Annotated in this window: 18 protein-coding genes and 1 tRNA gene; 7 read left to right on the top strand and 12 right to left on the bottom strand. The window is 73.0% G+C overall.

Annotation, left to right across the window (positions count from 1 at the left end; all coding sequences use genetic code 11):
* Positions 1-64: 64 nt before the first annotated feature.
* The 6 genes from pknB to SCATT_RS14490 form a co-directional block, all read right to left on the bottom strand.
* Positions 65-2,086 (bottom strand): Stk1 family PASTA domain-containing Ser/Thr kinase, encoded by a 2,022-nt coding sequence (pknB, locus tag SCATT_RS14515; protein ID WP_014143824.1) that lies wholly within the window; start codon positions 2,084-2,086, stop codon positions 65-67.
* 221 nt (positions 2,087-2,307) lie between these two features.
* Entirely contained in the window at positions 2,308-3,762 is a 1,455-nt protein-coding gene (locus tag SCATT_RS14510) for a peptidoglycan D,D-transpeptidase FtsI family protein (protein ID WP_014143823.1), read from the bottom strand.
* Positions 3,759-5,159: an FtsW/RodA/SpoVE family cell cycle protein gene (locus SCATT_RS14505; protein ID WP_014143822.1), complete on the bottom strand. Its 1,401-nt coding sequence runs from the start codon at positions 5,157-5,159 to the stop codon at positions 3,759-3,761. The genes SCATT_RS14510 and SCATT_RS14505 overlap by 4 nt, the downstream gene beginning before the upstream one ends.
* A 20-nt stretch (positions 5,160-5,179) precedes the next feature.
* The gene (locus tag SCATT_RS14500; RefSeq protein WP_014143821.1) at positions 5,180-6,688 is read right to left on the bottom strand and encodes a PP2C family protein-serine/threonine phosphatase; all 1,509 of its coding nucleotides are present in this window, start codon (positions 6,686-6,688) and stop codon (positions 5,180-5,182) included.
* Between the two features lie 96 nt (positions 6,689-6,784).
* On the bottom strand, positions 6,785-7,288 hold the full coding sequence (locus SCATT_RS14495) for an FHA domain-containing protein FhaB/FipA (protein WP_014143820.1): 504 nt from the start codon (positions 7,286-7,288) through the stop codon (positions 6,785-6,787).
* Between the two features lie 10 nt (positions 7,289-7,298).
* Positions 7,299-8,174, bottom strand: a complete 876-nt coding sequence (locus SCATT_RS14490) for an FhaA domain-containing protein (RefSeq protein WP_014143819.1) — start codon at positions 8,172-8,174, stop codon at positions 7,299-7,301.
* Positions 8,175-8,605: 431 nt separating this feature from the next.
* Between SCATT_RS14490 and SCATT_RS14485 the strand changes: the two genes are divergently transcribed.
* Positions 8,606-8,689: transfer RNA gene (locus tag SCATT_RS14485), tRNA-Leu, on the top strand.
* Positions 8,690-8,735: 46 nt separating this feature from the next.
* On the opposite strand, the gene SCATT_RS14480 is transcribed toward SCATT_RS14485, so the two are convergent.
* Both SCATT_RS14480 and SCATT_RS14475 read right to left on the bottom strand, forming a co-directional pair.
* Positions 8,736-9,281 carry a hypothetical protein gene (locus tag SCATT_RS14480; protein ID WP_014143818.1) on the bottom strand — a complete coding sequence of 182 codons (546 nt, stop codon included), beginning with the start codon at positions 9,279-9,281 and terminating at the stop codon, positions 8,736-8,738.
* Positions 9,282-9,521: 240 nt separating this feature from the next.
* The gene (locus SCATT_RS14475) at positions 9,522-11,450 is read right to left on the bottom strand and encodes an MFS transporter (protein WP_014143817.1); all 1,929 of its coding nucleotides are present in this window, start codon (positions 11,448-11,450) and stop codon (positions 9,522-9,524) included.
* On the opposite strand from SCATT_RS14475, the gene SCATT_RS40340 reads away from it, so the two are divergent.
* Positions 11,437-11,571 (top strand): hypothetical protein, encoded by a 135-nt coding sequence (locus SCATT_RS40340; RefSeq protein WP_265736695.1) that lies wholly within the window; start codon positions 11,437-11,439, stop codon positions 11,569-11,571. The two genes, SCATT_RS14475 and SCATT_RS40340, sit on opposite strands and share 14 nt — an antisense overlap.
* Positions 11,572-11,650: 79 nt before the next feature.
* Positions 11,651-12,157, top strand: coding sequence for a MarR family winged helix-turn-helix transcriptional regulator (locus tag SCATT_RS14470; RefSeq protein WP_014143816.1), 507 nt, complete (start codon positions 11,651-11,653; stop codon positions 12,155-12,157).
* A 47-nt stretch (positions 12,158-12,204) separates the two neighbouring features.
* Here SCATT_RS14470 and SCATT_RS14465 read toward each other — a convergent pair whose 3' ends face one another.
* On the bottom strand, positions 12,205-12,858 hold the full coding sequence (locus SCATT_RS14465) for an FMN-dependent NADH-azoreductase (RefSeq protein WP_014143815.1): 654 nt from the start codon (positions 12,856-12,858) through the stop codon (positions 12,205-12,207).
* A 116-nt stretch (positions 12,859-12,974) separates the two neighbouring features.
* Here SCATT_RS14465 and SCATT_RS14460 point away from each other — a divergent pair, with 116 nt between their 5' ends.
* A complete protein-coding gene (locus tag SCATT_RS14460; protein ID WP_014143814.1) occupies positions 12,975-13,337 on the top strand; it encodes a winged helix-turn-helix transcriptional regulator in 363 nt (120 codons plus the stop codon).
* Positions 13,338-13,365: 28 nt separating this feature from the next.
* Here the strand turns inward: SCATT_RS14460 and SCATT_RS14455 are convergent, their stop codons facing one another.
* The gene (locus SCATT_RS14455; RefSeq protein ID WP_014143813.1) at positions 13,366-13,812 is read right to left on the bottom strand and encodes a MarR family winged helix-turn-helix transcriptional regulator; all 447 of its coding nucleotides are present in this window, start codon (positions 13,810-13,812) and stop codon (positions 13,366-13,368) included.
* 116 nt (positions 13,813-13,928) lie between these two features.
* On the opposite strand from SCATT_RS14455, the gene SCATT_RS14450 reads away from it, so the two are divergent.
* Entirely contained in the window at positions 13,929-15,122 is a 1,194-nt protein-coding gene (locus SCATT_RS14450; protein WP_014143812.1) for a membrane protein, read from the top strand.
* A 58-nt stretch (positions 15,123-15,180) separates the two neighbouring features.
* On the opposite strand, the gene SCATT_RS14445 is transcribed toward SCATT_RS14450, so the two are convergent.
* Positions 15,181-17,943 carry a SpoIIE family protein phosphatase gene (locus SCATT_RS14445; RefSeq protein ID WP_231905089.1) on the bottom strand — a complete coding sequence of 921 codons (2,763 nt, stop codon included), beginning with the start codon at positions 17,941-17,943 and terminating at the stop codon, positions 15,181-15,183.
* A gap of 354 nt (positions 17,944-18,297) precedes the next feature.
* Between SCATT_RS14445 and SCATT_RS14440 the strand changes: the two genes are divergently transcribed.
* Together SCATT_RS14440 and SCATT_RS14435 are read left to right on the top strand one after the other, a co-directional pair.
* Positions 18,298-19,341, top strand: a complete 1,044-nt coding sequence (locus tag SCATT_RS14440) for a J domain-containing protein (RefSeq protein WP_014628087.1) — start codon at positions 18,298-18,300, stop codon at positions 19,339-19,341.
* 133 nt (positions 19,342-19,474) lie between these two features.
* Positions 19,475-19,807: a rhodanese-like domain-containing protein gene (locus SCATT_RS14435; RefSeq protein ID WP_014143810.1), complete on the top strand. Its 333-nt coding sequence runs from the start codon at positions 19,475-19,477 to the stop codon at positions 19,805-19,807.
* A gap of 416 nt (positions 19,808-20,223) precedes the next feature.
* On the opposite strand, the gene SCATT_RS14430 is transcribed toward SCATT_RS14435, so the two are convergent.
* Positions 20,224-21,375: an acyl-CoA dehydrogenase family protein gene (locus SCATT_RS14430; RefSeq protein ID WP_014143809.1), complete on the bottom strand. Its 1,152-nt coding sequence runs from the start codon at positions 21,373-21,375 to the stop codon at positions 20,224-20,226.
* Between the last annotated feature and the right edge of the window lie 82 nt (positions 21,376-21,457).

The raw sequence follows: 21,457 nt of genomic DNA, 5'->3' as shown, positions 1-21,457 counted from the left end.
CGGCGAGGGGCCGCGGACGGAAGATCCGTCCGCGGCCCCTCGCCGTCACGGGGGTGGCCCCGGGTCAGCCGCCGAAGATGCCGCCCCAGCCACCACCGCCGTGGCCCTTGCCCTTGCCGCCGTTGTTGTTCTGGTCACCGCCGCCGCCCATGGGGTTGTCCAGGGTCTGCAGGGTGATCGTCTGGCCGGGCTGCACCTGGCTGCCGGGCTTGGGGTCGCTCCCCACCACCACGGCGTTCTCGTCCTGCGGGCCCTGGACGTTGACGGTCACCCCGCTCAGCGAGGAGAGCTCGGACTGCACGTCGGAGAGCTTGTGGCCGAGGATGTCACCGGGGACCGTGCCGCCGCCCGAGGGGGCCTTGGCGACCGTGAGGGTGATCGTGGAGTTCACCGGCGCCTGGTTGTTGGGGCCCGGGCTCTGGCTGATCACGGTGTCCGGGGCGACCGTGGTCGACTCCTGGGTCTTGGTCTGCACCTGGAACCCCATGCCCTGGAGCTGCGCCTGGGCGTCGGAGACCGGCTTGTTGGTCACGTCCGGGACGGTGAGCTGCTGCGGCGCGGCGGCCACGGTCAGCGTGATCTTGGTGTCCTTGGCCACGCTGGAACCGGCCGACGGGTCCTGGCTGAGCACCGTGCCCGGGCTCTTGCCGGAGTTGCCCGAGTCGTCCTTGCGGGCGATGTTGGTGAACCCCTTGCTCTGCAGGTCCTGCTGGGCGTCGGAGAAGGACTTGCCGCTCTCGTCCGGGATCTCCACCGGCTTGGCGCCCTTGGAGATCACCACCGTGATGGTCTGGCCCTTGTCCATCGCGGTGCCCGACTGCGGATCCTGCGAGCAGATCTTGCCCTTGTCCTGGTCGCAGTAGTCGTCGCCGCCCTTGGTGACCTTCAGCCCCACGTTGTCCACCGAGGAGCGCGCGTCCTGCAGGGTCTCGCCGCGCAGGTCGGGGGCCTTGATCCGGTTGGCGTTGGGGTTGTCGGCGAAGAGCGACTTGCCGATGAAGATGGCGCCGATCAGCACCAGTACCCCGGCGACCACCAGCAGGATCGTCGAGGTGTTGCTCTTCTTGCCGCGGCGCCGGTCCGGACGCTCGTCGTAGCCGTATCCGCCCGGCTCGTCGCCCATCGGCGGCAGCATCGACGTCTTGGGCCCGCCGTCCTGCGGCGGCAGCGCCGTGGTGGGGGCGCCGTCGCTGTAACCGCCGCCGTAGCCGTAGCCGGCGGCGCCCATCGCGGCGGCGGCCACCGGCTGCCCGTCGAGGTACGCCTCGATGTCCGCGCGCATCTCGTCGGCCGACTGGTAGCGGTAGTCCGGGTCCTTGGTCAGCGCCTTGAGGACGATGGCGTCCATCTCGGGGGTGACCTCGGGGTCGAAGACGCTCGGCGGCTGCGGTTCCTCGCGGACGTGCTGGTAGGCCACGGCGACCGGCGAGTCGCCGATGAACGGCGGGCGCACGGTCAGCAGCTCGTACAGCAGGCAGCCGGTGGAGTACAGGTCGCTGCGGGCGTCCACGGTCTCGCCCTTGGCCTGCTCCGGGGAGAGGTACTGGGCGGTGCCGATCACCGCCGCGGTCTGCGTCATGGTCATCCCGGCGTCGCCCATGGCGCGGGCGATGCCGAAGTCCATCACCTTCACCTGTCCGGTGCGGGTGAGCATGACGTTGGCCGGCTTGATGTCGCGGTGCACGATGCCGTTGCGGTGCGAGTACTCCAGCGCCTGGAGGATCCCGACGGTCATCTCCAGCGAGCGCTCCGGCAGCAGCTTGCGACCGCTGTGCAGCAGCTCACGCAGGGTCGAGCCGTCCACGTACTCCATGACGATGTACGGGATCGACACCCCGTCGACGTAGTCCTCGCCGGTGTCGTAGACCGCGACGATCGCGGGATGGTTGAGCGAGGCGGCCGACTGGGCCTCCCGGCGGAACCGGGCCTGGAACGACGGGTCGCGGGCGAGATCGGCCCGCAGCGTCTTCACAGCGACGGTGCGCCCCAGGCGGGTGTCATGGGCGAGGTACACCTCGGCCATGCCGCCGCGGCCGAGCACCGAGCCCAGCTCGTACCGGCCGCCGAGGCGACGCGGCTCTTCCATAGTTCCAGCCTCTCCCTTATCCGACCGTCCGTGATCTCGCGCGGCGGTGCGTACGCGGCTGTGTGCTGCTCGGGGCTACCGTACCGGGCACTTCCGGCCGATCCCGGCCCCCGCCGCGAGCCGATACACGACCGGTACCGTGACGTGCGAAAACGGTCGGTTTCGGGAAACCGCGCGTGACCGGAGTCACGTTCCCCTCGGCCCGGCCCGCCAGGGGCACGTCACTTGTTGAGTACGGCCCTCATCACATCCCTGGCGATCGGGGCGGCGAGACCGCCGCCGGAGATGTCGTCGCGGTTGGCGTTGCCGTCCTCCACCACCACGGCCACCGCCACCGGCGAACCGCTGCCGGTCCTGGCGTAGGAGATGAACCAGGCGTACGGCAGCGCGCTGTTGTGCAGGCCGTGCTGGGCGGTGCCGGTCTTGCCGCCCACCGTCACCCCGGGGATCTGGGCGCTGGTGCCGGTGCCCTTCTCGACCACGGCCTCCATCATCTGCTGGAGCTTCTGCGCGGTCTGCGGCGAGACCGCCTGGCTGAACTCCTTGGGCTGGGTCTGGTCGATCACGTTGAGGTTGGGCGCCCGGAGCTGGTCGACCATGTACGGCTGCATCAGCTTGCCGTCGTTGGCCACCGCCGCCGCCACCATCGCCATCTGCAGCGGGGTGGCCGCGGTGTCGAACTGGCCGATGGACGACAGCGCGGTCTGCGGCTTGTCCATCCGGGTGGGGAAGACGCTGGGCACCGCGAGCACCGGGGTGTCGACCGGCTGGTCGAAGCCGAACCTCTTGGCCTGGGCCAGCATCTTCTCCTTGCCGAGGTCCGCGCCGATCTTGCCGAACACGGTGTTGCAGGAGACCTGCATGGCCACCATCAAGGTGGCGTTCTTGCAGGGCAGCGGGCCCTCGTTGTTCAGCGGCGTGGTGGTGTTCGGCAGGATGTACGGCAGCGGGGAGCGGGTGGGCTCGTCGATGCCGCCGTAGAGCCCGTTCTCCAGCGCCGCCGCCGCGGTGACCACCTTGAAGGTGGAGCCGGGCGGGTACGTCTCCTTCAGCGCGCGGTCCAGCGTCGGCTGGTCGGGGTCGGCGTTGAGCTTCTTCCAGTTCTCCCCGGAGCTCTTGGAGAAGTCGCCGAAGGAGCCCGGGTCGTAGCTGGGCGTGCTGGCCAGCGCCAGGATGGCCCCGGTCTGCGGGTTGATCGCGGCGACCGCGCCCTTGCGGCTGCCCAGCCCCTTGAAGGCCGCCTGCTGCGCCTTGGCGTTGAGCGTGGTGACCACGTCGCCGCCCTGCTTGCTCCGGCCGGTGAGCATGTCGACCGTCCGGTTGAAGAACAGCCGGTCGTCGTCGCCGGTGAGGACCTTGTCCTCCAGGTTCTCCAGCGAGGTGGAGCCGTAGGACTGGGAGGCGTAGCCGGTCACCGGCGCCCACATCGGGCCGTCGGTGTAGGTGCGCTTGTACTTGAAGTCGCTGCCGGCGGTGACGGTGCTGCCGGTGATCGCCTTGCCGTCCACGATGATGTCGCCGCGCGGCTTGGCGTACTCGTTGATCTGGACCCGGCGGTTGTGCGGGTCGTTCTTGAGCGTGTCGGCCCGGACGAACTGGATCCAGTTGTCCCGCAGCAGCAGGGAGAAGACGAGCAGACCGCAGAAGATCGCGACGCGGCGCAGCGGTTTGTTCACAGGCGTACCACCTGGGTCGGCTCGGCGTCGGGGGACGAGGCGGGCGCCGGGGCGGGACGGCGGGCGGTGTCGCTGATCCGCAGCAGGATGGCGACGAGCGCCCAGTTGGCGACCACCGAGGAACCGCCCTGGGCGAGGAACGGCATGGTCATACCGGTCAGCGGGATGAGCCCGGTGACGCCGCCGGCGACCACGAAGACCTGCAACGCCATCGCGCTGGCCAGCCCGATCGCCAGCAGCTTGCCGAACGGGTCGCGGGCGGCCAGCGCGGTACGGATGCCGCGCTCCACCAGCAGGCCGTACAGCAGCAGGATGGCCATCAGCCCGGCCAGCCCCAGCTCCTCGCCGACCGTGGCGAGGATGTAGTCGGACTTGACGCCGATGCCGCCGATGAGCCGGGAGAGCCCCTGGCCCAGCCCCGACCCGAGCACCCCGCCGGACCCGAACGACCAGGCCACCTGGGCGGCCTCGGTGGCCCCGGTCTTGTCGATGCCGGCGAACGGGTCGAGCCACTGGTGGACGCGGACCATCACGTGCGAGGAGGTGGCGCCGACCGCGGTGGCCCCGCCGACCGCGAGCAGCAGGCCGAAGACGACCCAGCTGGTGCGTTCGGTGGCCACGTAGAGCATGAGCACGAAGAGCCCGAAGTACAGCAGCGTCGAGCCCAGGTCGGTCTCGACCACCAGGATGCCCATGCTGAGCGCCCAGATCACCAGGATCGGGCCGAGGTCCCGGCCGCGCGGCAGGTACAGCCCCATGAAGCGGCGGCTGGCCAGCGCCAGCGCGTCCCGCTTGACCATCAGGTAGCCGGAGAAGAAGACCGCCAGGATGATCTTGGCGAACTCACCCGGCTGGATCGAGCCCAGCCCGGGGATGACGATCCACAGCTTGGAGCCGTTGACCGCCGGGAAGAACATCGGCGCCACCAGCAGCAGCAGCGCCACCAGGCCGGAGATGTAGGTGTAGCGCTGGAGGATGCGGTGGTCCTTGAGGAAGAAGAGCACCGCCACGAAGAGCGCGATGCCCAGCGCCGACCACATCAGCTGACCGGGCGCGCGGGGGCCGCCGAGCGCCTTGGTGGTGACCGAGTGCTCCAGGTCCAGCCGGTAGATCAGCACCAGCCCGAGGCCGTTGAGCAAGGTGGCGATCGGCAGCATCAGCGGGTCGGCGTAGGGCGCGAACTTGCGCACTATCAGGTGGCCGACCCCGGCCAGCAGACCGAGCCCGAGCCCGTACCCGAGCATCCCGGAGGGCACCGAGCCGTTCTTGGCCAGCCCGACGTTGGCGTAGGCCAGCACGGGCACGGCGACCGCGAAGAGCAGCAGCAACAGCTCGGTGTTGCGCCGGTTGGGTGCGCCGATGGACGAGATCGTGGTGGTGTTGCTGACGCTGCTCACGGCAGGCCGCCCTCCTCCTGCTATTGCTGGCCGCTGCCGCACTGCTGGGCGAGTTTCTGCTCGTCGGCGGAGAGCGTGGGGCCGGGCGACGGGGTGGTGGTGGGCTTGGTGCCCTTGCCGCCGGTGCCGGTGCCGGTGCCCGTACGGGTGCCGGTGCCGTTGCCGCCGGTCGCCGGGTGGCCCGCGCCGGTCGTCCTGGTCCGCGTGGTCTCCACCGTCTTGCAGACGGTGACCTGCTTGCCGAGTTCCTGCACCTTCGTCTCGGCCTGGGGCAGGCCGCCGACGCCGATGGTGCCGCGCACCTGGTCGCGCTGGTAGGTCGGCAGGTACTTGAGTTCGATGTCCGGGTAGTCCTGGTGGACCTTGGAGAGGTTCAGGCCGAGCAGGTTCTGGCTGAGCCCCTGGTAGACGGCGACGTGGTCACCGTTGGTGCCCACGTAGTACTGGGTCTGCGTCCAGCGGTAGCCGGCGTAGAGCCCGCCGCCGATCACGCCGACCACCAGCACACCGGTGATCGTCCAGCGCAGCCAGCGGCGCTTGCGGCGCGGCTTGGCGTGGCCCTCGGTCGGACCGTCGAGGTCGCCGAAGGCACCCGGGGCCCCGGCCATGGTCAGGTCGCCGTCCGGCCCCGGGCCGAAGGCGCCGTCCGCCGCGCCGCCCTGCGCGGGCACCGAGCGGCCCAGCTCGGCGGCGCGGCCGGCCGGGGTCTGCAGGTGCCGCTGGTCGGCGAGGGCGTGCTGGTTCTCCGCGACGGCGCCGACCACCACCGGGTTCTCGTCGAGCTGCCCGGTGTAGGCGTCGCCGCCGTCGGTGTCGTAGACGTCGGCCACGATGCAGGTGATGTTGTCCGGGCCGCCGCCGCGCAGCGCGAGCTGGATCAGCTCCTGCACGGTCTCGTAGGGCGTCCGGTAACCGGCGAGGGTCTCCTCCAGCGTCTGGTGGCTGACCACCCCGGACAGCCCGTCCGAGCAGACCAGGTAGCGGTCGCCGGGGCGCACCTCGCGGATGGACAGGTCCGGCTCCACCTGGCCGCGGCCGTCGAGCGCGCGCATCAGCAACGAGCGTTGCGGGTGGGTGCCGGCCTCCTCCTCGGTGATCCGGCCCTCGTCCACCAGCCGCTGCACCCAGGTGTGGTCCTGGGTGATCTGCGACAGGGCGCCGTCGCGCAGCAGGTAGGCGCGGGAGTCGCCGACGTGCACCAGGCCGAGGCGCTGCCCGGTCCACAGCAGCGCGGTCAGCGTGGTGCCCATGCCTTCGAGCTGCGGGTCCTCCTCGACCATCACCCGCAGCTGGTCGTTGGCGCGCTGCACGGCGGTGCCGAGGGAGGTGAGGAGGTCGGAGCCGGGGATGTCGTCGTCGAGGGTGACGAGGGTGGAGATCACCTCGGAGCTGGCGACCTCACCGGCCGCCTGGCCGCCCATCCCGTCGGCGATGGCGAGCAGCCGGGGCCCGGCGTAGCCGGAGTCCTCGTTGCCCTCGCGGATCATGCCCTTGTGCGATCCGGCGGCGAAGCGCAGGGAGAGACTCATCCGGCGCACCTCACCCCTCGGCCCCGGGCTGCTGCGCACGGTGTCCGTTTTGTGAACCTGCCCACGCGCGGCCTCACTCGCTCGCCCATTGTGCGACTACTTCCGCAGCTCGATGACGGTCTTGCCGATGCGGATCGGGGCACCGAGCGGGACCGGGGTCGGGGCGGTGAGCCGGGTCCGGTCCAGATAGGTGCCGTTGGTGGATCCGAGGTCCTCGACGATCCACTGACCGTCGCGGTCCGGATAGATCCTGGCATGCCGGCTGGACGCGTAGTCGTCGTCGAGGACGATCGTCGAGTCGTGCGCCCGGCCGAGGGTGATGGTCTGGCCCTGGAGTGCGACGGTCGTACCCGTCAGCGAACCCTCGGAGATGACCAGCTTGGTGGGTGCGCCGCGGCGCTGCCGGGGGGCGGCGGGCGGCGCCTGCTGCTGGCGCTGCTGCGGCGGTCGCTGCTGTTGGCCCTCGGCGCGCCGGGAGGCGCGCTGGGTGACCTTGGTGCCGAACAGATCACTGCGGATGACCTGGACCGCGACGATGACGAACAGCCACAGCACGGCGAGAAAACCCAGCCGCATGACCGTCAGGGTCAGCTCTGACATTGCCCCCGCTTCACCCTTCGGCTTGCCGGTACACGATGGTGGTACTGCCCACGACGATGCGTGAACCGTCGCGGAGCGTAGCGCGCTGGGTGTGCTGTCCGTCCACCACGATCCCGTTGGTCGAGCCCAGGTCCTGGATCATCGACGGCGATCCGGCCCGGATCTCGCAGTGCCGGCGGGACACGCCGGGGTCGTCGATCCGGACGTCCGCCTCGGTGCTGCGGCCCAGGACCATGGTCGGACGGGAGATCTGGTGGCGGGTGCCGTTGATCTCGATCCAGCGGCGGACGGAGGCCCCGGGGGCGTCGCCGGTGCCGGGCAGCCGGGTGACCGGTGCCGGGCCGGTGCGCTGCGCCGCGGGCGGGCCGGGCGGCGCCGGGGGCATCGGCGGCACGGCCGGGCCCTGCGCGGGGTAGCCGTAGCCGGGGCGCTCGGCGCGCGGCGGGGCGCCGGCGCCGGGGTGGTGGCCCTGCGGCTCCGGCCGGTGGTGGCCGGCCTGCGGCTGCGACTCGCTGGTGGCCAGGGTGCGGCTGCGCACCCGGTACAGCCCGGTGTCGAGGTCGTCCGCCTTGTCCAGGTGGACCTTGACCGGGCCCATGAAGGTGTAGCGCTGCTGCTTGGCGTAGTCGGCGACCATCCCGGAGAGCTCTTCGCCGAGCTGCGTCGCGTAGGGGCTGAGGCGTTCGTGGTCCGAGCTGCTCAGCTCGACGATGAAGTCGTTGGGGACGACGGTCCGCTCACGGTTCCAGATCGTCGCGTTGTTGTCGCACTCGCGCTGGAGCGCGCCCGCGATCTCCACCGGCTGGACCTCGGACTTGAACACCTTGGCGAAGGTGCCGTTGACGAGACCTTCGAGACGCTGCTCGAAGCGCTTGAGAACTCCCACGGGACACCTCCTTCCTCGGCCGGCGTCGTCCTGCCTGCTGGGTCCTTGGCTTTGCGGTCCTGCTCGTACGTACTGCTCGTCGGTGCTGCTGTGGTGGTGCGCTGCGATACCGCTCGGTACTGCTTACTGATCGTATCCACGCGGCGGGTAATCCGGTGGTTCCCCTCCGGGAACGACTACAACAGTGTCGACCCTCACAGCGGCAGCGGGTGCGGTCGGTGCCCGGGCCCGCGTCCCCCACGGATGGTAGATGGGGCCCGGAACCAGTGTCGCGCACCCGACCGGCCTTCCGGACGGGCGGCCGGGGAAGGGATTCGAAACCACCCCTGGCCACGTGCTACTGTTCTTCACGTCGGGAGGCGATCCCGCAGGAAACGAAAGGCCGGAAGGCCCGGACGGGACCTGTGAGAGAATCGAACGGCAGCACCCATGCGCGGGTGGCGGAATAGGCAGACGCGCTGGATTCAGGTTCCAGTGCCCGAAAGGGCGTGGGGGTTCAACTCCCCCCTCGCGCACAGCGAAGGTCCCGCAGACCGGAAGGTCTGCGGGACCTTTCCCGTTTCACCGGACCGCCTCGTCCGCGGCGCGGCGCGCCTCCTTGTGGCGGCCGTCCTCCTCCCCCTTCTTCTTCCGGTTGGCCGGGTGGTCCGCCGCCTTGTTGGCCGCGACCCAGGTGGCGTTGTCCTGCCAGCCGTACAGCTCGGTGCCGCGCAGCACCACGTTGTAGGTGCCGCCGCAGATCGCGCTGGTGTGGTGGGTGCGGGAGTGCGGGAACCAGGAGGCGTGCAGCCGGGGGTGGTGTGCCTCACCCACCGGGCGGTGGACGGGCCGGCAGTCGTGGGGCAGCCGGCCCTCCGGCAGCGTCGCCTTCAGTAGCCGGTCGCCGCCGGTGGTGGACATCCGGTAGCGGATCGAGGTGGCGCCGTCCGGCAGCCAGCGGGGCATCGAGGCGCGGTCGGTCTTGGCCGCCCGGCCGGTGGCGTAGGAGCTCTCCTGCTCGTGGCGGGTGTGGTACCAGTCGACCATGCCCGGCGCCGCGATGGCCAGCGTGCCCGCGGTGAGAATGCCACCGGTGATCCCGATGACCAGGCTCGTCCTGGGGGGCATGCGCTGTCCTTTCCTCGGCTCCTCGGCGTCGTGTTACCAGCTTTCCCCGTCGCGCCCGCCCGGTCGTCACCCTGCGGTGCAAACGGGTCGTACGCCCCCGGTCTGACCCGCGCACCGCACTCCATCCCAAGTCGTACGGGTGAACGGTGTCCGGTGGGGCCCCGGGCGAGTGGCGGGACGCGGGAACGCGTGAGGGCCGCGTGGGGTTCGTCACGCGGCCCTCGGGGCGTGGTGGGCGGGTCAGTGGTCGGCCGGGTGCAGCAGCTCCACGTCGACATGGTCCCGGGTGCCGCCGGCGACGGCGAGCGCGGTGGCCACCGGCGGGTAGCCGCCGGCGATCAGCGAGTACTCGCCGGCCGGCAGCCCGGTGAAGCGGTAGCCGCCGTCGTCGCCGGTGACCGCGGTGCGCACCACGGTGCCGGTGGCGTCCACCAGGGTCAGCCGCGCGTCCGCCAGCGGACGTCCGTCCCGGCGGGCCCGTACGGTGCCGTGCACGTCGAGGCCGGCGGCAACGGCGGTGGGGGCCAGCACGATGTCGTGGTGGACGGGGGCGGTGCCGGTGCGGACGGTGACGGCCTGCGGCTGGTGGCCGTCGGCGGTGGCGATCAGCACGTAACCGCCGGGCCGCGGCGCCTGGAGCGCGTAGCCGCCGTCCGGCCGGGTCAGGGCGCGGCCGATCTGGCGTCCCGCGGGGGAGACCAGGGTGAGGCCGGCCCGCTCCAGCGGCGTGCCCTGCGCGGTGCGGACGCGGCCGTGGAAGCCGGGGCCGGCCGGGGCGGCCTCCTCGGCGGCCTCGGGGACCTCGGCGGCCACGGCGGCCGGGGCGGGACGGCGGCCGGGCAGGAAGGCGGCGATCAGCAGACCGGCCACGCAGCCGCCGACCGCGATCAGGAACGAGGTGCGGAAGGCGTTCATGGACGGCAGCGGCACGCCGCCCAGCGGCTGCGTCATGTGCGTGAGGACCACGCCGAGGACCGCGCTGGCGGTGGAGGTGCCGATCGACCGCATCAGGGTGTTGAGACCGTTGGCCGCGGCCGTCTCGGACGGCGGCACGGCGCCCATGATCAGGGCGGGCATCGCCGCGTACGCCAGCGCGATGCCGGCGCCGATCACCGCGGAGACGATCAGCGTCTGCCACGGCTGGTGCACCAGCCACAGCCCCAGCGCGTACCCGACGGCGGTGACCACCGCGCCGGCCATCAGCGAGACCTTCGGGCCGCGCCGCGCCGACAGCCGGGCGGAGACCGGCGAGAGGAAGACCATCACCACCCCGCCGGGCGCCACGCACAGCCCGGCCGACACCATCGACTGGCCGAGCCCGTAGCCGGACGCCTTGGGCAGTTGCAGCAGCTGCGGCAGCACCAGCGACATCGCGTACATGGCGAAGCCGATGGTGATCCCGGCGAGGTTGGTCAGCAGCACCTGGCGGCGGGCCGTGGTGCGCAGGTCCACCAGGGGCTGGGCGACCCGCAGTTCGTAGGCGCCCCAGCCGAGCAGCACGATCACGGCGGCGGCGAAGAGCCCGAGGGTGGTGGCGCTGCCCCAGCCCCAGTCGCTCCCCTTGGAGATCGCCAGCAGCAGGCAGACCAGCCCGGCGGAGAGCCCGACCGCCCCGGCGAAGTCGAACCGCCCCGGGGTCCGCACCGGCGACTCGGGGACGAAGAACGCGGCCAGCACCAGCCCGACCAGGGCGAGGCCGCCCGACCCCATGAAGAGCACGTGCCAGTCGGCGTGTTCGGCCACCAGCGCCGCGGCCGGCATGCCGAGCGCGCTGCCGACCCCGAGCGACGAGCTCATCAGCGCCATCGCGGAACCCATCCGCTCCGCCGGGAGTTCGTCCCGCATGATGCTGATGCCGAGCGGGATGACGCCCATCGCGCCGCCCTGGAGCGCCCGGCCCACCACCATCGGGACCAGCGACGAGGTGGACGCGCAGATCGCCGAGCCGGCCACCAGGAGCCCCAGGCTGACGAAGAGGATCCGCCGCTTGCCGAACATGTCGCCGAGGCGGCCCATCACCGGGGTGGCCACCGCGCCGGCGAGCAGCGTCGCGGTGATCACCCAGGAGGCGTTGGAGGTCGAGGTGTGCAGCAGCTTGGGCAGCTCGGCGATGAGCGGTACGACGAGCGTCTGCATCACCGCGACGACGATGCCGGTGAAGGCGAGCACGGCGACGATCCCGCCGCCCGTCCTCGCCTTCGCGGAATCGTCGGGCGCCGGTGCCGGGGTGGCGACCGTGGCCGGGACGGGCGCCGGCGCGGTGGCCGTCGCCCCGGTGCGGCGTCTGTGAGCAGGTATTCCGTGTGACACGCTGTCCGCCTTCGTGAGCTGGGGAACGTGCATCGTACACAAGGTGTGTATCGTGCACATTGCGCGTCGCCGACGTGGTGTGGAAGGAGCCGGGCGCGGTGCTGGAACGACTCGAACGCGAGCTGATGCTGCTCTCGCGCCATCAGGTGATGGTGCGCCCCGAGCGGGCCGGCTCCCGCCTGGAGCGCTCCGCCTATCTGCTGCTCAACCGGATCGACGCCCAGGGGCCGATGACCATCGGCCAGCTCGCGGAGGCGTTCCGGCTCGACACCTCCACGGTCAACCGGCAGACCGCCGCGCTGCTGCGGGCCGGCCTCGCCGAACGCGTCCCCGACCCGGACGGCGGCATGGCCCGCAAGCTGCGGATCACCGAGGAGGGCGCCGGCCGGCTCGCCGCCGACCGTGCCTTCCACCGGGGCTGCCTGGCCAAGGTGGTCGCCGACTGGTCGCCGCGCGAGGTACGGGAGCTGGAGGACGTCCTCGTCCGCCTCAACCGCAGCGTCGAGGCGCTGGAGGGCCGCCCCTGGCCCCGGGCCGAGGACGATACGGGCGGTGACGCGGACTGACCCGCCCCCGGGTGCGGGGACGGGTCAGCGCGGTCGTGCCGCAGGGGTCACTTGGCGGCCAGCCGGACGGCCAGCTCCTTGGCCTTGGCGGCGGCCTCCTCGTGGGCCTTGGCCTTGGAGGCGTCGGCCAGCTCGACCAGGTCGGCCATGGCCGGGTTGCTGCGGGCCAGGGTCAGCTCCGGGACGATGTAGTCGACCTTCAGGCCGAAGCTCTCGGCGAGCACCTTGTCGAGGTAGGTGGTGACGAACTCGAAGGACTCGCGCGGGGTGCCCGGGCCGTAGCCGCCGCCCCGGCTGGCCACCACGACGGTCGGCTTCCCGGCCGCGGAGCGCTGCTCGCCGACGGTGCGGCCCATCAGGATCACGTGGTCCAGCCACGCCTTGAGGGTGGAGGGGATGGTGAAGTTGTACATCGGCGCGCCGATCAGCACGGCGTCGGCCTCCTCCAGCTCACGGGCGAGCTGGTCGCGCAGGGCGAAGGCGGCGGCCTGCTCCGGGGTGTGCTCGGCGGCCGGGGCGAAGCCGGCCAGGGTGCCGTGCAGCTCCAGGTGGGGGACGGGCTCGGCGGCGAGGTCGCGGTAGATCACCTTGCCCTCCGGGTGCTGGGCCTCCCATTCCTTGCGGAAGGTGGCGGTCACCTGGCGGGAGGTGGAGCCCTCCAGCGGGAAGAGCGACGAGTCGATGTGCAGCAGCGTGGCCATGGGTGTCTCCGGCAGGTCAGTAGTGGTTGAAACCCGTACTGCACCTATAGATACCACACCTACTTACGAAAATGCAGTGACTAACAAGAGTGCACCTCCACGGTTAGGATGGACGCATGCGCCCGGACCCCAATGAATGCCAGAGCATCGATCACGGGATCACCCGCGTCTTCACGCTGCTCGGCAAGAGGTGGACCGGCGTGATCATCGCGGTGCTCATGGCCAACGGGCGGATGTACTTCGCCGAACTGCGCCGCGGCATCCCCGGGATCAGCGAGCGGATGCTCTCCGACCGGCTGACCGAACTGGCCGCCGCGGGGCTGCTCACCCGGGAGGTGGACGAGGGTCCGCCGCTGCGGGTGGGCTACCGGCTCACCCCGGCGGGTGACGCGCTGGCCCCGGCCATGAACGAGCTCGCCGAGTGGGCGGCGACCCACATGCCCGAGGCGCCCCCCTGCCCGCGCGGCCCGGCGGCCTGACCGGCGCCCCCACGGCCGGGCGGGGCCGTCAGGACGCCGGCGGCTCCGCCGCCGACGTGCGGCTGTAGCGCTCCAGGTATCCGGCGAACCTGGCCAGGTCCTCCTCGGACCAGTCGGCGAGGCGCTCGTGGAAGATGGCGAGCCGGCTGGCGTGCACCGCGGCCAGCGTCTCGTACCCGGCCGGTGTGGGGTGGAGCACCTGGACGCGCTGGTCGTCCGGGTCCGGGCGGCGTTCGACGAAGCCCAGCTTCTCCAGCGCGGCGACCTGCCGGCTGACCGTGGACTTGTCCAGCATGTAGTGCGCCGCCAGGTCGGTGGCACGGCATCCTCGCTGGTCGGCGAGGTGGGTCAGCAGTGTGAAGGAGACCAGCGACAGCTCGGGGTGCATCCGGGCGGCCGTGGCGCGGGCGCGCCGGGCGAACGCCGTCAGCTCGCGCTGGATCGTCTCGACGGATTCTTCCCGGGTGGGCGGCATGGTGGACTCCCTTCCATTTGGTTGTATAGTACAACGTGAAGGAAGTTGTAAACGCCAACGACTGCTGATCGCCGACCGGCGGTCCATGGCAGCCGACGCTTGTTGGAGGGTCGTCGATGACCGCGCCCGCGCTGGGTACCCCGACCGGGGCCGTCCACCCCGCCGAGTCGCGCCGCACGCCGCCGGGCGCGATACGGCACGTCCTGCTCCATCTGCTCACCCCGCTGCTGATGTGCGTCGGGATGGGCCTGGCCTACCTCGGGGCGTTCGGCGACCCCTCCCCGCACCACATGCCGGTGGCCGTCGTCGGCCAGGGACCGGCGCCCCAGGTGCTCGCCCAGACCCTCAAGGACCACGCCGGCGACGCCCTCGACGTGCGTACCGTGCCCACCCGCGCGGACGCCGAGGACCTGCTGAAGCACCGCGACGTCTTCGGCGCCTACGTGATGAGCCGCCACGCCCCCGAGCTGATGGTGGCCACCGCCGGCTCGGACACCAGCGCCACGGTGGTCGAGAAGGTCTTCACCCCGGTGGCCGCCGCCCAGGGCGCCCCGCTGAAGGTCACCGACGTGGTGCCGCCCGCGCCGCACGACCCGACCGGGCAGGGGCTCTTCTTCCTGCTGGTCGCGGTGAGCATCGGCTCCTACGCCTCGGTGGCGGTGGTCGGCGGGGCCGGCGCGGTGCTGCCGATGCGGCTGCGGGCGCTGATCGCGGCCGGGATGTCCCTGGTGGTCGGCGTGATCGGGGCGGTCTTCGCCGGCCCGGTCTTCCACCTCGTCGAGCACGGGCTGTGGGGCGTGTGGGGGATGGCCTGGCTCTACAGCGCCGGCATCGTGCTGATCGGCACCGGCCTGCACACCTTCCTCAAGCGCTGGACCACGCTCGGGGTGATGGTGCTCTTCGTGATGCTCAACTTCACCAGCGCCGGCGGGGTCTTCCGGCCGGAGATGCAGAACGGGTTCTTCCGCGCCCTGCACGCCTTCTGGAACGGCTCCGGCTTCGTGGAGGGCGCCCGCAGCCTGGTCTACTTCGACCACCACGGACTCGGCGGCGACGTGCTCCAGCTCGTCCTGTGGCTGATCGCCGGCGTACTCGTGGTCACCGTGGCCGGGCTGACCGAACGCGCCCGCCGCGAGGCCCAGCGGCGGGCCGCCGCCGACGCCACCGCGGTGGCCGCCGCCGCTGCCGCCGCGGTCGTCCAGGCCGGCGGTACGCCCCGGGGACGTTCCCCGCACGGGCGGCACGCGGCCGGACTGCGGCGGGACGGCACGGACCCGGAGGAGGAGATGGAGGAGACGGTCGGCGTCTGACCCCGCGCCAGCGGAGGGCGAAGGCCCGGTGCGTACGGCACCGGGCCCTCGGCGTGCCTCAACGGTCGCCGGGCGGCAGCGGGAGCTCGAACCAGACCACCTTGCCCACCGCCTTGCGGCTGGTGCCCCAGCGGTGCGAGAGGTTGCTGACCAGGGCGAGGCCGCGGCCGTCCTCGTCGTCCTCGTCCGCGCGGCGCAGATGCGGCAGGTTGTGGTCGTCGTCGCTCACCTCGACCAGGAGCTTGCCCACCCGCATCAGCCGCAGCTGCACCTCGTGGCCCGCCACCCGCAGCGCGTTGGTGACCAGCTCGCTCACCAACAGCTCGGCCAGGTCGGCGAGTTGGCCGAGCCGCCAGGCGGTGAGCTGACCGCGGGTGAGGGCGCGGGACCGGCGCACCTGCGACGGGTCCAGGTCGAGCCGCCACTCGGCCACGTCGTCCGGGTCGATCCCCTCGAACCGGGCGACCAGCAACGCCACGTCGTCACCCCGGTCCTCGGAGTGGACCCGGGACAGGATCTGCTCGCAGACGTCCTCCGGGGTGTGCTCCGGCTCGATGACGTTGGCGCACAGCGCGGCGAGTCCGGCGTCTATCCCCTGGCCGCGCACCTCGATCAGGCCGTCGGTGCACAGCACCAGCCAACTGCCGTCCGGCACCTCGATCTCCGCGGTCTCGAACGGCACCCCGCCCACCCCGATCGGCGCCCCCTTCGGGATCCGCAGGAGTTCGCTGCGGCCGTCGTGGCGGGCGAGCACCGGCGGGATGTGGCCGGCGTTGGCCAGGGTGAGGGTGCGGTGGATCGGGTCGTAGATGGCGTACACGCAGGTCGCCAGGTGGTCGGTGCCCAGCCGCTGGGCGAGGTTGTCCAGATGGCGCAGGAGCTGGGCGGGCGGGATGTCGAGCGCCGCCATGGTCTGCACCGCGGTACGGAACTGGCCCATCACCGCGGCGCTCAGCAGCCCGTGGCCCATCACGTCCCCGACCACCAGGGCCACCCGGCCGCCGGGCAGCTGGATCGCGTCGAACCAGTCGCCGCCCACCTGCGCCTGCCGGTCGCCGGGACGGTAGTGGTGGGCGATGCGGACGCCGGGGATGCGCGGCGGGCTGGTCGGCAGCATGCTGCGTTGCAGGGTCGCGGCGGCCCGGGACTCCTGCCGGTGCAGCCGCGCGTTGTCCAGGTGGACGGCGCCGCGCGCGGCGAACTCCACGGCGGTGGCCAGGTCCCGGGCGTCGAACGGGCGGCGCTGCGGCTCCCGGGCGAAGCAGATCATCCCGAGCACGGTGCCCCGCGCGGTCAGCGGCGCCATCAGCACCGAACGCCCCGGCAGCAGCGGCGCCAGCGCCGGAACGCCCATGTCGGCGGCGAGGTCCGCGGCGACCGCGGGGTCGACCACCGGCAGCAGGAACGGTTCGCGCAGCCCGGGCGCCGCCGTCCCCGCCAGCGTGAACAACTCCCCCTCCGGCAGCGCGGAGTCCCACGCCGTGCCGGGACGGCGGTTGGCCACCGCGATCCGGCGGAGGGTGACGGGGGAGCGCTGCGGCCCGCTCCCGGAGCCGCGTTCGCCCGCCAGGTCGCCGGCGCCGTCCGAGAAGAGCCGGTCGACGATGACCACACCGGCGAAGTCGGCGAACCGGGGCACCGCCACCGAGCACAGCTCCGCCGCCGTGGTGCCCAGGTCCAGCGTGGAGCCGACCCGGGTGCCGGTCTCCCGCAGCAGCGCGAGTTGCTCGTCCAGGGCGTTCCCCGGTGGGATCCGCGGGATCCGCGGGAAGCCGGAGACCGGCACCAGCCCGTGCGGGTGGACGGTGACCGGCCGCCCCTTCGCCGCGGCGGTACGGGTGCCGCCGGGCACCGGCAGCAGATCCGGCCGGGGCCGCCCGCCGGAGGAGGCGGGGAGGGTGAGCGGGGTGAGGGCGGGGCGGGCCCCGGTCTCGTACGGGGGCGCGGTGGCGTGCGCCTCCTCGCGCGGTTCTTCGTGCGGTGGCGCGCTCTCGTGGGGCAGGACGGTGAACGGGGCCGCCCCCTCCACCGCGATCGCGGGGTGGCCGAGCGGGGCGACCTGCCCCAGGATGCGCTGCTGGCGTACCGCGCCGACCCTCGGCAGTATCGCCCCGAGCCGGTTCGCCGGCCACGCGGTGCCGGCCGGGTCGCCGGACGGGGCCAGGCAGGCGGCCACCCGCAGCCCCTCCGACCCCGCCGTGCCCACCAGCGCGTACGGCAGCAGCCGGGGGCCGATCCCGAGCCGGAACGCGCCGGCGCGCACCGGTTTGGCGTGCGCCGCCAGCACGAGCAGCCCGGTGCCGGACGGCTCGCTGATCCGGTACGACCACCACAGGGTGTCGCGCAGCGTGCCGTCCCGGTCGGCCACCGGGAACTCGCCGGCCCAGCTCGGCCGGGTCAGCTCCTCCAGCAGCCCGATGGCGTCCCGGGGTCCGCTGCGCGGCCGGGGCGGGGCGCCGCCGGTCGCGGAGGGCAACGGCGTCGCCGCCGGGATGGTCAGCAGCCCCGCGGCCCGGTGGCTGAAGACCTCCTCCCAGCGGTGTCCGAACAACTCCTCGGCGTACCGGTTCCAGTACGAGACGCGGCCGTCCGGGTCCACCGCGACGACGGCGAGCCGCAGCAGCGCGGCGACACCGGCGGGGGCCGTGTCGGGTGCCTCGGGTCCGGGGAGGGGCGGGGGGTCGGGCGGCTCGGCCGGGTCCGCCTCGGCGGCGGGCCCGGGGCGCCCGTCGTCCGGACCCGGCGGCCCCGCGGGGCCGGCCGGACCTTCGGGACCTGCTGCCTGTGCTCGCTGCGCGGATCTGGCCGGGAGCCTGGTCATCTCGTCCAACGTCGTGCACCTGCGGTTCTCGTCAGAGGGGCCGAGGTCGTCGTTGTCCCGTCCGCCCGCGGGCCGCGACGGCTGGGTCCGCGATGGCCGGAACGCCGGAGGTATCAGCGCCGGATACGTCCAGCGCCAAGGCAAGCATGAAACATCCCCTGAGGGCGGGAAAATGGCGAGATTGGCCACCCGAGTCGTTGACCCGGGTTGACGGAAACCCGGTTGTTGACGCGTGGGCGTGCGAGGGCCCCGAACGCGCCGGGGTGGTGCGCCCGGGGCGTTCGCGGCGCGGTGGCGTTCGCCGCGTGGCGGCGGACGGTACGGGCGGGCCGCGGCGGCTCGTAGGCTGGTCGGGTGACGAAGGCGGAGGGCAGCCGACCGGACGATGACCGGCACACCGAGCACATGCGCCAGCACGACCAGCCGCACCAGGCCGGACGGGAACACCAGGACACCTGGCCGCCGTCCGGCCCGCCGCCGGCGTACCCGGCGGCGGACGGCCTCGCGGGCGTCGGGGACGGTGCGGGCGTCGGTGACGGCGAGGACGTCGGCGGGAGCCCGGACGGTGCTGTGCCCGGCGACGGCGAAGGCCCCGACGACGGCCCCGTGGTCGACGAGGAGCGGGCCCTGGAGGCCGAGCAACGGCTGGAACGCGCCGTTTCCGCGGCCGAGCGCGCGCTGATCGAGTTCGAGATCGCGGTGGAGACCTTCCGGGTCGAGGTGGAGAACTTCTCCCGCCTGCACCACCAGCGCCTCGGGCCGATGTACGCCCGCCTCGACGAGCTGGACGCGCTGATCGCCGAGGCCGTCGCGGCGCACAGCGGTGACCGGGAGGACATCCGGCACGCCTGGGAACGCCGTGCCCTGGTGATGCCGATGCCCGGGGTCGAGGAACTCTTCGAGGGGCTGCTGGGCTCGGACGGCGTGCGGTACCCCGAGGACCCGGCCGCGCCGCGCCGCGTCCGCCCCGGTGAGGAGGCCCGCCGCCTCTACCGTGAGCTGGCCCGCAAGGCCCACCCCGACCTGGCCCAGGACGAGGCCGAGCAGAAACGCCGTGGCGAGTTCATAGCCCGCGTCAACGAGGCGTACGCCCAGGGCGACGAGGAGGCGCTGCGTGCCCTCGCCGAGGAGTGGGAGGCGGGCCCGCCCCCCGAGCCGCCGGCCCCGACCCGGGCCGAGGAGCTCTACCTCCGCCTCGAATGGCTCGCCGCCCGCAAGGAGACGCTCGCCGCCGTCGCCGCCGAGCTGGAGGGCAGCGCCGTGGGCCAGATGCTCAAAATCGCCCCCGACGACCCCGACGGCCTCCTCAACGAGATCGCCGAACAACTCCTCGCCCAGGTCGCCGAACGCGAACGCCGTCTGGAATCCCTCCTCCGCCCGGTGGACGGCCGCCCGTGACGAGGGGACGAGCGCTCTCCCGCGACCGTGGGCGGAACGGGCCGGCCTGGGATACTGGCCGATGGGCCGCCCTGGCCGGGCCTGGCCGCCGGGCACGGCGCGCGTGCCGCAACGAGACGAGGAAGGCCGATCGATGAACTTCGCCCCGCTCCCCGAGGTGGCCCCCGCCGCGGTGCCCTCCGACGGTTACCTGCTGGACGTACGGGAGGCCGACGAATGGGCCGCCGGACACGCCGAGCGGGCCGTGCACATCCCGATGAGCGAACTGGTGGCCCGGATCGCCGAGATCCCCACCGACCGCCGCGTCCACGTGGTCTGCCGGGTCGGCGGACGCTCCGCCCAGGTCGCCCAGTACCTGATCGCCCAGGGCTACGACGCGGTCAACGTCGCGGGCGGCATGCTCGACTGGGCCGCCTCCGGCCTCCCCCTCACCACCGACGACGACACCCCCGCCACGATCGTCTGACCGCCTGAGCCCGGCTCCGCCGACGGGTCCGGCACGGTTCCCGCGTCACGTTCCGGGAACCGTGACCGGCCGGCTCGGGCTGGACCCGCCTCACGTTCCGGGAGCCACACCCGGCCCGCGCCGAGCCGCGCCGGGGCCGGGGCCGGGGCAGCGCCGGAACGGTACGGGCCCACGGGCCGGGATGGCGATCGGGGCCGGGCCCACGGGCCGGGACCGGGTCCAGGAACAGGGCGAAGGCCGGCTCTGGGCCGCGACCGGGGCTGACGCCGGGCCGACGCCGGCCGGCTCGGGAACCGAAGAGCCGAGCCCAAGGCCGCGACCGCGGCCGGAGCCGGGTCCACGGGCCGGGACCGTGCGTCGGGGCCGGGCCGGGCCCGGACGGGGAGCCGGCCACCGACCGGTCGACGGGGGCGGCGTCAGGCCGGCGGGTGGGCGGCCAGCAGATCGCCCAGCGCCTCCTCGTGGGCCGCGGCCGGGCCCAGCGACAGCTCCAACTGCTTGGCCCAGGCGTGGTAACGGTGGAGCGGGTAGTCGATGTCGGCGCCGAAACCGCCGTGCAGGTGCTGGGCGGTCTGCGTCACCCGGCGCACCCCGTCCGAGGCCCACACCTTGGCCACCGCCACGTCCGCGGCGACCGGCAACCCGTCCGTCGCGCCGCCGTCCCCCAGCCGCCAGGCCGCCTGCCACAAGGTGGCCTCCATCGCCTGCGTGTCGATGTACCGGTCGGCCATCTGCATCGCGACCGCCTGGAACGTGGCCAGCGGATGGCCGAACTGCTCCCGCTTGCCCACGTATTCGCCGGTCATCCGGACGACCTGGCGCGCGACCCCGAGCGCCAGCGCACAGGTGCCCACGGTGAGCAGATCCCGCAGCCACTCCCACGCGCCGGCGGCGTCCACCATCCGTCCCGCGTCCACCCGTACCGACTCCAGGCGGAGTTCGCCGTAGCGCTCGCCGTTGGTGGAGAGCTGGTCGGCCCAGGTCATCCCGTCGGCCTCCCGGGGCAGCACCGCGAGCACCGCCCGGCCCTCGTCGTCCGCCGGGTGCGCGGGCACCAGTACGTGATCGGCCTGCCCCGGCCACGGAACGGCGGTCTGGACGCCGTCCAGCAGCCAGCCCCCTCCGCCCGTTCGTACGGGACGGGCGCGCACGGCGCGTTCGGCGGGCTCGTGGCCGGTGCGCCCGGCGGCGGCGACGGTGAGGACCGTCCCGCCCCGGCCCACCTCGGGCAGCAGCGACTGGCGCAGCTCGTCGGGCGCGTACCGCTGGAGGGCCAGCGCCGCCGCGCCGGTCTCCAGCAGCGGGACCCTGGCCAGCACCCCGCCCGCCTCGGCGAGCACCAGGCACAGCGCGATCGGGTCGAGCCCCGCACCGCCGTACTCCGGGCCGGTCACCAGGCCCACCAGGTCGGCCTCGGCCAGCCGCCGCCACAGCGGCCGGTCGAAGTCGTCGGCCACCGGCCCCGCGGCGGCCACCGGACTCGGCACCGCGTCCGGGGCCACCGAGGAGAAGACCCCTCGGGCCGCCTCCCGCGCCGCCTGCTGCTCCTCGCTGAAGCTGAAGTCCACGGCCCGTCCCTCCCGCCGCCCCTGAACTGACAGGGCGTCAGGTTAGAACAGGTTCTACGAACTGGGAACAGCCCGGGCGGCC

Source organism: Streptantibioticus cattleyicolor NRRL 8057 = DSM 46488, assembly GCF_000240165.1.
Taxonomy (GTDB): domain Bacteria; phylum Actinomycetota; class Actinomycetes; order Streptomycetales; family Streptomycetaceae; genus Streptantibioticus; species Streptantibioticus cattleyicolor.
This window is presented reverse-complemented; position numbering and strand designations above follow the sequence as displayed.